This is a genomic window from Paenibacillus sp. WC2504, from assembly GCF_052682475.1.
In genome coordinates this window covers 1,485,709-1,497,698 of the sequence record NZ_JBQZFH010000001.1, presented here as the reverse complement: position 1 = coordinate 1,497,698, position 11,990 = coordinate 1,485,709, and the positions used below count along the sequence as shown (strand labels likewise).

At 45.4% G+C, this 11,990-nt stretch carries 11 protein-coding genes; 3 read left to right on the top strand and 8 right to left on the bottom strand.

All coding sequences use genetic code 11. From position 1 onward, the window contains the following. Positions 1–58 precede the first annotated feature (58 nt). From ACUN27_RS06835 to ACUN27_RS06810, 6 genes are all read right to left on the bottom strand, one after another. Positions 59–571: an adenine phosphoribosyltransferase gene (locus ACUN27_RS06835; RefSeq protein WP_157319191.1), complete on the bottom strand. Its 513-nt coding sequence runs from the start codon at positions 569–571 to the stop codon at positions 59–61. Then, complete coding sequence (gene recJ / locus ACUN27_RS06830; protein ID WP_326063672.1) at positions 568–3,012, bottom strand: single-stranded-DNA-specific exonuclease RecJ; 2,445 nt, start codon at positions 3,010–3,012, stop codon at positions 568–570. The genes ACUN27_RS06835 and recJ overlap by 4 nt, the downstream gene beginning before the upstream one ends. A gap of 57 nt (positions 3,013–3,069) precedes the next feature. Beyond that, entirely contained in the window at positions 3,070–4,023 is a 954-nt protein-coding gene (locus ACUN27_RS06825) for a cation diffusion facilitator family transporter (protein ID WP_326063673.1), read from the bottom strand. Positions 4,024–4,088: 65 nt separating this feature from the next. Next, positions 4,089–5,015, bottom strand: coding sequence for a protein translocase subunit SecF (gene secF / locus ACUN27_RS06820; protein WP_127455337.1), 927 nt, complete (start codon positions 5,013–5,015; stop codon positions 4,089–4,091). Then, positions 5,005–6,237, bottom strand: coding sequence for a protein translocase subunit SecD (secD, locus tag ACUN27_RS06815; protein WP_315953737.1), 1,233 nt, complete (start codon positions 6,235–6,237; stop codon positions 5,005–5,007). Before secD ends, secF begins: the two co-directional genes overlap by 11 nt. A 101-nt stretch (positions 6,238–6,338) precedes the next feature. After that, positions 6,339–6,695 carry a post-transcriptional regulator gene (locus ACUN27_RS06810; protein WP_315953589.1) on the bottom strand — a complete coding sequence of 119 codons (357 nt, stop codon included), beginning with the start codon at positions 6,693–6,695 and terminating at the stop codon, positions 6,339–6,341. Positions 6,696–6,860: 165 nt separating this feature from the next. Here ACUN27_RS06810 and spoVB point away from each other — a divergent pair, with 165 nt between their 5' ends. Then, the gene (gene spoVB / locus ACUN27_RS06805) at positions 6,861–8,426 is read left to right on the top strand and encodes a stage V sporulation protein B (RefSeq protein ID WP_445558593.1); all 1,566 of its coding nucleotides are present in this window, start codon (positions 6,861–6,863) and stop codon (positions 8,424–8,426) included. 1 nt (position 8,427) lies between these two features. Here the strand turns inward: spoVB and ACUN27_RS06800 are convergent, their stop codons facing one another. Further along, a complete protein-coding gene (locus tag ACUN27_RS06800; RefSeq protein WP_127455334.1) occupies positions 8,428–9,114 on the bottom strand; it encodes a DUF421 domain-containing protein in 687 nt (228 codons plus the stop codon). A 106-nt stretch (positions 9,115–9,220) separates the two neighbouring features. Next, positions 9,221–10,561, bottom strand: a complete 1,341-nt coding sequence (locus ACUN27_RS06795; RefSeq protein WP_445558592.1) for an ArsB/NhaD family transporter — start codon at positions 10,559–10,561, stop codon at positions 9,221–9,223. Positions 10,562–10,670: 109 nt separating this feature from the next. Here ACUN27_RS06795 and ACUN27_RS06790 point away from each other — a divergent pair, with 109 nt between their 5' ends. Beyond that, positions 10,671–11,051: a TIGR04086 family membrane protein gene (locus ACUN27_RS06790; RefSeq protein ID WP_315953593.1), complete on the top strand. Its 381-nt coding sequence runs from the start codon at positions 10,671–10,673 to the stop codon at positions 11,049–11,051. A 93-nt stretch (positions 11,052–11,144) separates the two neighbouring features. Beyond that, positions 11,145–11,984, top strand: coding sequence for a phosphatase PAP2 family protein (locus tag ACUN27_RS06785; protein WP_315953594.1), 840 nt, complete (start codon positions 11,145–11,147; stop codon positions 11,982–11,984). Positions 11,985–11,990 lie beyond the last annotated feature (6 nt).

Sequence of the window (11,990 nt, the reverse complement as noted above, 5' to 3'; positions counted from 1 at the left end):
ATGGCCTATTTCCATGTACAAAAAAGAATCGAATTTAACATTCGATTCTTCGCTTATTTTAATATTGAACTAAGGAAACGACATCTATACCATTAAACTTATTTCTGCCTTCCAGATAGGAAAGCTCAATCAGGAATGCTGCCCCTACAATATCTCCACCAAGCTGTTGAATCAAATCGATCGAGGATTGAATCGTTCCGCCGGTTGCCAGCAAGTCATCGGCAATCAGAACTTTTTGACCAGGCTTAATGGCATCTTTGTGCATCGCAAGTTTATCTTTGCCGTATTCCAAGGCATAATCCACTTCAATGGTTTCGCCTGGCAGTTTACCGCTTTTGCGAATCGGAATAAAACCTACGCCAAGCGCATAAGCCAGTGGAGCGCCGATGACGAAGCCGCGAGCTTCTGGTCCCGCAATGACATCAATTTCTTTCTCTTTAACCATTTCTTTCAGTTGATCAATGGCTTCTTTGTAGACAGCACCGTTTTGAAGCAGCGTGGTGATATCTTTGAAACGGATTCCCGGTTGCGGGAAGTCTGGGATGACGCGAATGTACTCTTTGAAATTCATATAATTTCCTCCAATATGTGGTTTTCTTTCTTGATATGCTGGGCAATCCACTGCTCTAATTCTTTGGCTGAAGAATACATCACAACAGATTCAACTTCTTGACGATTCATTCTATGCTGATAAATGCGGGATGCCGTAAGATCTTTTTTTGCAGGTGATGCATGCAGTTTAACGAAAGCCCCTTGTCTTTCAATAAACGCTAACTCCTCAAACACGGATAAAATGAATTGAATCATAGCTGGCGACAGGCCCGATCTTTTGCTAAATGAGGCCATTAGACGGACATCTTGCACATTCAACGAACCCTCTTTTTGTAATGTGCCGTACATCATCTTAAACATCTCACGGGAAGGCAATGTGCTTCCGCTGTCAGGACCTAACTCTGCGAAAACTGGATAACAACGCATCATGCCAAGGGCTTGCTGTAAAACGCCTTGTAGGCTGACTAAACTCCTTGGGATCGTGTACAGAATGATATCCTTCATATGAGCAAAATCCAGCTGACTGGCTGTTTCATTGCCTGGCCGTAGAAGGCCGCTATCTTGAACGACCCAGTAAGGGATCGCTTCGCCAATTTGAAAAGCCGTGGCAGCAAAAGCTTTCACATCTGTTTCGTCGAAGAGCACGATACCAGGCACTTGATTCTTCGCGTTGCTTGTTGCCAGGTTATTTTGAAGCATATTCAGCTTGGCGCTTAATTGCCCCGCTCCACGCCAATCAAAGAGCTGCATATGCGTTATCTTTAAATCCTGCATGACAATTTGCGGCTTGCGGACGCCGTTCCACTCATTAATAGACAGCTCGCCAAGCACATCGACCTTTGCTGCTTGTGTGATGAGTCCAGCCAGACTGCCTTTGCCGAACCCAACGGCTTCCACCGAGCAGCTTACTTCATCTTTGGCCTGAGAGAGCGCGAGCTTCAGATGTTGTTTCTCTTTGCCCATGGTCCGGATGTCATCCAGCGATAAATTGGTGAACATGAACCTTGGCGCGGGATTGCCCATGCCAAATGGCGCAAGCTTTTCCAACCCTTCAATGCTGGCAATCGGAACATCGGGCAAGCTGCATACAGCGTCAGCCTTCAACAGCGGGATATAATCCTGCTCCGTCAATGTCGCAGCTGCAAGCTCGTTCAGCTTTTGCGTGAAAGCCTCCAAATGGTCTCTGCTTAAACTCATGCCAGCTGCCGCTTGATGGCCTCCGTAGTGGTCCAGCCACTCTTCACAGACTGTCAAAGCCTTGTGCAAATCAAAACCGGCAATGGAACGTGCTGAACCTTTGGCAATCCCTGTCTGCGGATCTATGCTGAGTACTAGGGTCGGACGGTAAAATTTATCCACGATTTTGGAGGCTACAATGCCGACAACGCCCACATTCCAGCCTTCCTTCGCCACGACGATCACTTTGTCCAGACCTTTGGCCTGCTGCTCTTCTGCGAGAACAAAAGCTTCTTTCACCATGTCTTCAACGATAAGTTGACGTTCTTTATTCAGCATATCCAATTCAAAAGCAATTTGCTCCGCCTCGGTTTCATTGGACGTCGTCAACAATTTAACCGCGATATCCGCTGCTTCCAATCTTCCGCTGGCATTGATTCTTGGTGCGAGTGAGAAGCCGATGTGACCTGCTGTCACTTCCTTGCGTTCAATGCCTGAGACGCCAATAAGCGAACGGAATCCTGCGTAAGCCGAATCCTGCATGCGCTGCAGACCTTGTTTGACAATTAATCGGTTCTCGCCATTCAGCGGCATTAAATCCGCTACCGTGCCAAGAGCCGCAAATTCCAGCAGTTCCTCTGGCAGCCTATCCAGCAAAGCGTGTGCCAGCTTCAGAGCAACACCAACACCGGCAAGGTGCTTAAAAGGATAAGGACAGCCGGGCTTCTTCGGATTGATCACAGACAACGCCTGTGGCAGTTGCTCCGGAGGTTCATGGTGATCCGTCACGATGACATCTATGCCTAGTTCTCCACAGTAGGCGATTTCTTGAACGGCACTAATGCCTGTGTCCACGGTAATTAAGAGATCTACGCCTTGCTCTTTGGCTAAATCAATCGCTGAGCGATTCAGACCATAGCCTTCACGAATGCGATGCGGGATATACGTATCGAACCGAGCACCTAAGCCTTTGAGCAAATGATACATTAGCGAAGTGCTGCTAACGCCGTCTGCATCATAGTCCCCATATATGCGAATAAATTCGTTGTTCTGAAGTGCTTTCCGGATACGTTCAACAGCCTGGTGCATGCCATCGAGCAAATAAGGATCATGATAATACTGAACTCCGCCATGCATGAATTGTTCGGCTTCGGGTACCGTCCGAATGTCTCGGAGAACAAGCAGTCGGGCCACAAGCGGGTCGATCTGCAGCTCGCGCACAAAAGTTTCTATGAGCATTTCATCTGCATGGCCAATGCTCCATCTTGCCTTTGGTGCTAGCACTTATGTGTCCTCCTTAGAGTTTTGCTATGCAAAACTGTCTTCGTGCTTATTGCAAAATTAATGAATAACGGATGGAAGCTCGCTGAGCTCTGAATCCGTAGAATGTTTGTAGGGATAGCCGGCATCATAAGGAGCCACGTGCACAACCACATCCGAAACATGATGAAATCTTTTCATCAGCTGCTGTTTGATCCTTTTGGAAACTTCATGCCCTTCCCAAACCGTTACCCTTGGATTCACGCTGATTTTGACCGTAACCACCACATAATGTCCGTGCTCTCTGGCTCTTAAGTCATCTACGGTGATTACACCTTTAATCAACTGCACAACGGCAATCAGATCGTCAGCATCCTCTTGCTGTAGAACATACTCTTGCTTCCTATGTAAAGCTTCCTTGACAAGCGAATACCCCATTTTCAAGATCAAAAGAGAAATGATAATTCCAGTTATCGGATCCAAATAGGAAAGGAATGGGACCTCTAAGACGTTGGCCAATGTTGCGCCGAATACCCCGATTAGAGCCACAATAGTAGAGTATATATCGGAACGGTGCCCTCTGCTATTAGCAATTAATTCCTGCGAGCCTATACGTTTGCCCAACCGGCTTACGTATTTATACATGATTTCTTTGACGACTAACGAAAGTCCAAGCGCAGCGAGCGCGTAATTCTTGTCAGTATGTTCCTCCACAGACCCTAGGGCTTGAATCGCAGAAATCCCCATCTCGATTCCTATAATAAGAACGACGATAGCCAGCAGAATACTTGCGAAAGACCTATTCTTTTCTGGACCTTGGACATCCAACTCCTCTGGAGGCTGCTGATCTGATTTCACACGAATCAGTGCTGCGGAAGAGGTTATGGCTCTTGATGCCGAATGTGCGGCATCAGCTAACAAGGCTGAGCTCTGCGCCATAATCCCAACAATACCTTTCAGACACGCAAGAACTGCATTACCGGCGATGCCGCCCCATACCGCAAGCTCCGTTTTTTGAAAACGCTCGTCTTTCACGCTGACACTCCCCCTGAACGGATACAAAGGCCGCGCAACATTCACGCGGCCAGTTACTATGGTTATTACGCTGCAGCTTTCTTTTTAGAACTCCGTAACGATTTTCTTTTCAAGAGGTACCACAGAGAACAAGCAATAACGATGGAGGAGTAAGCACCGCTCGTTAATCCGACCAGCTTCGCAAGTGCGAACAACTTGATGGACTCGCTTCCGAAAATGTACAAGCAGCCAGCAGCAATTAATACCACGAGAACGGTATTGATATTACGCGCCATCGTCTGCCAAATACTGTCGTTGACCAAAGCAACGAGGTCTTCGTCCGTTTTGAGCTTGGCGAATCTGAGATTTTCACGGATACGGTCAAAAATAACGATTTTATCATTGATGGAATAACCGATGGTCGTCAAAACCGCCGCCAGAAACGGAAGATTGACTTCCAGACGGAAAATCGCAAAAACCGCGATAACCATGAATGCGTCGTGAAGAATGGCAATAATCGCAGCAATCGCAAAACGCCATTCGAAACGGATGCTGACATACACACAAATCAATACGCTGGCAATCGCTACCGCATATACGGCTTTCAACAGCAATTCTTTTGCCAACTGAGGATCTACGGTATTGATCTCTTTGGAAACATCAACGCCGTAAGCCGTTGCAAATGCTTTTTGAATTTTATTCACCGCGTCGTCGTTCAGCACGTCATCGAAGCGGATTGAGACACGATCACTGTTGTTCCCCCCGATTGTCGGGTCCGCATGGTGCGATTTCACATCACCGCTCGTTGACAGACCGTTCAGAATCTCATCGACTTTGGCTTTATCCAACTGCTTGCCTACGACAAGATCGATATTCGTTCCTGCTTTGAAATCGACCCCGAAGTTCATCCCTGAGAATAGCATTACAGCTAATCCTATGATAAGAAGAACAATCGAAATACCAAAGAATTTATTACGAGATCTTACAAAATCAAACTTGTTCTTAGAGTCCACGGATGTCTGCCTCCTTCACACCGAAATAACTTGGCTTTTTCAGCAAGTTGCCTCGTATGATCAGATGGAGCAGCCATCTGGAGAAAAGAACATTCGTTAAGATACTGATGATAATACTTAACATTGTAATAACCGCGAATCCGCGGATTGCGCCGTTCCCTACATAGTAAAGAACAATACCGGCAATCAAGTTCGTAACGTTAGCGTCCATGATTGTACGGAAGGAATGCTTGGAGCCTGCTTTCAAAGAAGAAAGGATGCTTTTGCCCGCGCGAATTTCTTCACGGATTCTCTCGTATGTAATAATGTTCGCGTCAACCGCCATACCTGCTCCCAAAACAAGTGCCGCAATACCCGGCAATGTCAAGGTTGCATTCATAAAGTCGAAGACCGCAAGAAGAACCCAAATGTATGTAATTAGCGTGAAAGCCGCAACAAGCCCCGGTGCACGATAGTACAGTACCATGAAGATGAATATCAGGATCGATGCAATCAGCCCAGCACGCGCTGTTTGGTGCAAGGATGCTTGTCCTAGCGTCGCATCAACACGTTGAATATATTTTTCGGTTAACTTTAGCGGCATAGCCCCCAAGTTAATCATTTTCGCTACTTTAGTTGCTTCCGTTACACTTGTTTGTGTAATGATTGCGGAGTCGCTGTCGATCGGGAAATTAACGGATGCCGTCGATTGCACTTGATCGTCCAGATAGATGGACAATGTGCTGCCCACCAGCTTAGTCGTAACTTCCTTGAATTTCTCTCTGCTTTTCATTTTGATCTCGACAATCGGCTGTTTCGTATTCGGATCGTAGCTTAATTTCGCTGCGTTTTCCACGAAGTCAGTACCATTCATGTAAACTGTACCGTCCGGACCTCTGAAGGTAAGAACAGATGGCTTGGACATCAAACTTCTAACTTCTTCCTCATTCTCAACGCCTGCCAGACGCACACGAATCCGATCTGTTCCTTCTGGGTAGACCTCAGGCTCTGCTACACCAAGGGAGTCAGCCCGTTTGGCAAGACTTTCCGCTGCTTGCGTAAGCGTTTCCTTCGTTAAAGGCTGCCCAGCCGTTAGTGGCTCCGCGGTATACAAAATTTCAAATCCGCCTTTTAAATCCAAACCAAGCTTGATTCGTTCTACAAGTCTAGGGCTTGTTGCTCCGATTGCGCCGAGAACAATTACAACCGTTAGAAAAAAGAACGATATTCTTTTCCAATCCAGCATCTCTTGCTTGTCTCCCTTCGATACTCAATATGCCTATTATATACAGGTCTGAAAATCGAGTCAATTTAAGTCGTTACATGAAAAAATAAGCCCTATTCTTAGAATTGGGCCCCTCTATACATGCTTATCGTCAGCCAGTTCATAAACTGGGTCGATTTCAGTGATAAGATGTCATTCACGATTTGATGAAGAGAAGGGACACCCGTTTTACGGTATTTGTCACTCACACAATCCCAGATCTCTTTTCCAGTGACATGTTCATAGCCAAGCAGCACAAACTCCTCCACTTTGCTCAAACAGAGATTCTCGATGAGCTCGCTCAATTCAAAATCGGAAAGTGCAATTTCCGCTTCTTCCTTGTCCGCGTTATGGGGGGCTGACTCACTTTCCTCTATCTGTTCGCTTGCCTTGTCCTCAGGATGATGAGGAACTTGATCATTATCTTCTCCATTCATAGAGAGATCCTCCTAAGGTCAGTTTATCATGGTTAACTTGACATGTTATTCGATATTCACCCTCCAATTTCCTGCTAGCTTTAACCTGTCCATAAAATGTTAGCATGAGCCTGACCAACTCTCGCATATTCATAAGGTAAGACAAGTATCGGAAGAGGGTATGGCATGACCAAGCAGTCATTTATCAGGGGCACGATGATTCTTTTGGCCGCAGGCATTTTGAACCGTATTCTCGGCTTCATCCCCAGAATTACTTTACCGCGTGTCATCGGCGCAGAAGGCATTGGCCTTTATCAAATGGGCTGGCCTTTCCTTTCCGTCATCTTGACGATCATAACCGGAGGCATACCTATTGCAATTGCCAAGCTGATCGCCGAGGCTGAAGCCGAGCATAATGAATCGAGAATTCCCAGCATTCTTCGAATTTCTTTAATGATCACAATTGGCTTGAGCATCCTATTTACCATTGCTTGCGTCGCGGGAGCCTCATGGATAACCTCCCATCTGTTAACCGATTCACGCGTTTATTACACATTCTTATGCATGAGTCCAATGATTCCGATCATCGGGGTTTCCGCTGTTTACCGCGGATACTTTCAAGGCAGACAGAATATGATTCCCACGGCAACGTCACAGATCATGGAAACGCTGATTCGCATTGTGATGGTGCTTGTTTGCTCGTATGTCATGATCCCATACGGGATCGAGTATGCCGCCGCCGGCGCCATGGTAGGCGTTCTTGCCGGTGAAATTGGAGGTCTAGCCGTTCTGGCCATCCATTTCAGGTACGATAAGAAATCGTCACCGAAACTTCCTGTCGCTCAGATCGGTACCACGAAAACGAATGGCCGGTTGGCTAACTTCCGACGGATTATGCGCATTTCCATTCCGATTACGGGCAGTAAGTTAATTGGAGCAAGCTCTTATTTATTCGAATCTATTCTCATTGCACAAAGTCTAGCAATTGCAGGCATCGCCACTTCGCTGGCAACAGCGCAGTATGGCGCATTGCAAGGCATGGTTATCCCTATCATTCTGCTTCCAAGCGCACTGACAATGTCTTTATCGGTCTCGCTGATCCCTTCATTAAGTGAAGCCGCGGCTCGCAAAGATATGAAAACAATCCATGCACGCTTGCACCAATCCTTAAAACTGGCTTTAGTCACAGGTGCTCCGTTCGCTGTCATCATGTTCGTCCTGGCCGAACCCATCTGCAGGTATATGTACAATCAACCTGATGTTGGTATCATGCTGAAGATGATGGCTCCAATTGCCATATTCATCTATTTCCAGGCCCCCTTGCAGTCGACTCTGCAAGCTTTGAACAAACCTGGATCCGCTTTGATCAATACCTTGATAGGCTCTACCGTCAAACTAATCCTCATTTATTGGCTGGCCAGCAAGCCGGAACTCGGCATTCAAGGAGCTGTTTTTGCGATCAATGTAAACATTGTGTTGGTTACGCTCCTACATTGGAACAGCGTTGTGCGTTTGCTGAAGTTTCGTATGGAGGGCAGTGATTTCGGCAAAATTGGAGTGGCTATGGCACTTTCAGGCCTATGTTGTTACTTCATCATGTACGTCCCATGGACATCCGTTGAATGGCTTCGTTTTGTAGCTTCATCACTCGTAGGCTTTATTGTCTATATGTTTTCGATTACGGTCTTTCGATTGATTAGCTTGAAGGATCTGACCCGGATTCTGAACATGGGCAAAAAAATTATCCGCTGATCTATCTTTTGCGGTCAAGAAACATTCTACCCCTGTGATCAATAGAGCAGTAAAACACTTCTTTGAAATCGCGCGCTCCCTTGAATTGAAGCTGGTTTTTTAGCCAAAATCTCGTTTTTCCTATTTTCTCCAGATTATCGTCCTGTACTTTGCCGTCCATAATGAGAGGCAGCGGTAGTCCCTCATATCGAATGGTGCCTTTCAGGCCTTGTTCGTCAATCGCTGTCTCTTTCGCTTTCAAGCTTTTCTCCACTACGCTTAACTTCCCCGAGGGCTCAAGAACGGCAAACTCCACGTCTGCGACATTCATGATCTTATTTTGCCTTAGCTGCTGCATTAAGTCATCCAGGTTATAACGGTGTTTCCTCATTTCTTCACGGTCGATCAATCCTTGTTTGATGATCACGCTAGGTTTCCCGTCAAATAGAATCCGGAGATTTCTATTCTTTAATGTGACATAGGCGATGATGATTTGGATCAGCACCAGTGTTGCCATCGGGACAATCCCATCCATGATTGGCTTCTTTACATCTTCAAGCACGAACACGGCAATCTCGGCAATCATAATCGAAATAACCAGATCAAACAGCGATAACTTCCCGATTTCCCGCTTCCCCATCAGACGGAGCATTAGAAAAACGACAAAGTAGATCAGCACGGTACGTAAAAAAATGGTCAGAATATCCATCGATAGCCTCCCTGATCTAAGCTACTTGCTTGTTCTCGGAGTTCACTGGTATTCTGACCGCTCATGCACTTCATCATGCAATTTTTACGTATTCAATTGTTGGGAATTACAACAGAAATAACTTGAAATAGATCGTAGCTACGATGAATAAAACCAAGGAGATCGGCCCTGCAATCATGAAATAATTACGGGGATTAAGCCCTCCTCCTTCTTGCTCCGCGAGTGCTGCCGCATACATGCTCGATATCGAACCGAAGAGCGTAACCCCGCTTCCAATCGCGGTTCCAATAATGATGGACCACCACAGAGGCTGAATGGATGCTTGGGAAAAACTCTTCATTTCTGTTCCTATATGTTCTATTACAGGAATCATAGCCGCGGTATAAGGTACATAATCCACAACCGATGAACCAAACCCCGTTAACCATAACAAAAGCATGGATAAGAATGATATGGAGCCTTGGCTCAATTCCAACCCTCTAACAGCGATAAATCCCGATATCCCGGCATACGTTAATCCGCCAACCATAATAAACAATCCTAGAAAAAACAAACCCTGTGTTTCTAATAGCCCACTCCAGAAGGAACGATAGTCTCTCTTTTTGAAAAGCTGAATGAAGTCCTGATAGATGAGTGCAATTAGCGCTACTGCCCCACCTGCAGCAATATAGGAAGCTTGCCAACCCAAAATACCTTGCAATAAAAAAGCAAGCAGCGTTACCCCGGCAATGGCGCAGCCACCGATAAATTGGGCGCGATCTTCCGTTAAGTATGTATTAGGCTGTAAACTAAGCACCTCCCGCTTGTACGTTTCAGGAATAATCATTTTCCTTCCATAGAGAAACCAAGTGGCTAGATATACGATGGCCAACATGAGAATAACCAGCGGTCCGACTTTTAATAGCATCTCCCCTGTTGTTATATGCTCTGATGCACCTATCAGCCTATTCGACCAATTGCCCATAAGCGTTGCTGCACCACCGAGATTCGCCGATAACAATACGGAAATCAAAAAAGGTACAGGCGACAGTTTCATCATCTTCGTCGTTTTGAGCAGGATCGGAACAATAATAGCGATGGCGAGCAAAGCGCTTAATAAGGCAGAAGTTACAGCGGCCAGTATCGACAAACCTATTAATATCGTAAAAGGCTGTAACCGAAACACGCGTATGATTTTGCTTGCAGCGAATGCGATAAGTCCTGTTTTCTGAAAAAGGCCGGCAATTACGAATAAACCAACAAGGAATAAAAGAACATGCCAATTCGCGTATGTTGTAAGCGCCTTTCCAATTGGAACAACGCCCAGCAGAAGCATCAGGATGGCTCCTCCAAGCGCTGTATACGTACGGTCCCACTTCTCAATCAAGATACAAATATAAGCGGCAACAAAAATAATAAGAGCTGCAATAGCCTGCCATAGAGCGGGTCCTTGAGAAAATTCCGTCATATTTATCCACCTTCCCTTTGAACAGTCTGTACTAATTCTATGTGCTTGGCCATACAATGATGATAATGAAAAGAACGAATATAAGAAAGGATTGGTGCCTGTGAACCCCATGAAAACGGTCAGTCAGGTTCGTATAACATCTCCTTTATTTTCCGGACTTGCCTATTCATTAAGCATGATGACAATTGGGACAATAGTAACATCATTATTTTTGCTGCTAACTAGCACACAAGAGAGTTCCTTGCATACGTTAACTACGATAATTCATGCTGCAGCACTGTTTATTGGAGGCTGGGTTTCAGGAAAAAGAGCCGGTAACCGCGGCTGGTACCACGGGGGACTCGTCGGATTCGTCTATTTTATCCTTATTTTCTTGGTTGGTTTTCTAGCTTTTGACGCAGGATTGAATCTTCAATCCCTGCAATTGCTCGGTATTTTATTTGCAGCAGGAGCACTTGGAGGCATCCTTGGCGTTAACACGCAGAAATAAGACGTTTCCGTGAAAATTCACTATCCCCCTTTGATTGTGGTATACTATCATAGTTATATTCGCAATAATTTCCAATATTAGGGGGAAAACACCATGAGCCCGTTTCAGTCTATGACACATGCGACGGTCTATATAGTAATTACTGTCATCGTCTTTCTAATTGCCGCAACACGTAAAAATCCGTTTGTTATCGCAGGAAGTTTCGTTCAAGAAATATTTTCATCCCGCAAGTATTTAATTCACTTCGCAGCACTCATCACAATCCTTTTTTTCAATAAAATTGAGATGTGGGTCGAAAAACGAATTGACTATAAAGCTGATTTTACCAAATCAATCTATAGCATAGAAGGAAACTTTGTTTCTGCGATTCAACATTTCTTCCACAATGATATATTGACCGTGATTAGCAGTTATTTCTACGTCGTGATCTTTCCATCCGTCATGATTGCATCCATTGCCCTTTATACATTTCAGAAAAATTATAAATTGTTCTACGCGATTTGTTACGCGCTCATGTTCAACTATATGATAGCCATTCCGTTTTATCTGTTCTTTCCAGTTAATGAAGTCTGGTCATTTCATCCAAATGTTAAGCTGCTTATTCTCGATGTGTTCCCAACCTTCGAGCAGGACTATCGCCCGCTGTCGGGATTGGATAATTGCTTCCCCAGCCTGCATACATCGATCTCCGTATCGATGGCCGTCATTGCTGTGAAGAGCCGCAATACATTTTGGAAAATTTTCGTTCCGATTTCCTCAGCTTTTATCATTTTCACGATTTTCTATCTCGGTATCCACTGGTTATCCGATATGTGTGCCGGTGTCGTGCTAGGTGTAGTAGCAGCAAGATTAGGACTGCGCATTTCCGAAGGACGTCTCATTCTTGGCGAGCAAGCACTGCTTAAACGATCTTTTAAAAATAATGAGCTTTAAAAGCCA

Bases quoted from the DNA above. Each gene is read 5' to 3' on its own strand.
- ACUN27_RS06785 (WP_315953594.1), top strand. From the start codon at position 11,145: ATGAGCCCGTTTCAGTCTATGACACATGCGACGGTCTATATAGTAATT.
- ACUN27_RS06835 (WP_157319191.1), bottom strand. From the start codon at position 571: ATGAATTTCAAAGAGTACATTCGCGTCATCCCAGACTTCCCGCAACCG.
- ACUN27_RS06790 (WP_315953593.1), top strand. From the start codon at position 10,671: ATGAAAACGGTCAGTCAGGTTCGTATAACATCTCCTTTATTTTCCGGA.
- ACUN27_RS06810 (WP_315953589.1), bottom strand. From the start codon at position 6,695: ATGAATGGAGAAGATAATGATCAAGTTCCTCATCATCCTGAGGACAAG.
- ACUN27_RS06800 (WP_127455334.1), bottom strand. From the start codon at position 9,114: ATGGATATTCTGACCATTTTTTTACGTACCGTGCTGATCTACTTTGTC.
- ACUN27_RS06795 (WP_445558592.1), bottom strand. From the start codon at position 10,561: ATGACGGAATTTTCTCAAGGACCCGCTCTATGGCAGGCTATTGCAGCT.
- spoVB (WP_445558593.1), top strand. From the start codon at position 6,861: ATGACCAAGCAGTCATTTATCAGGGGCACGATGATTCTTTTGGCCGCA.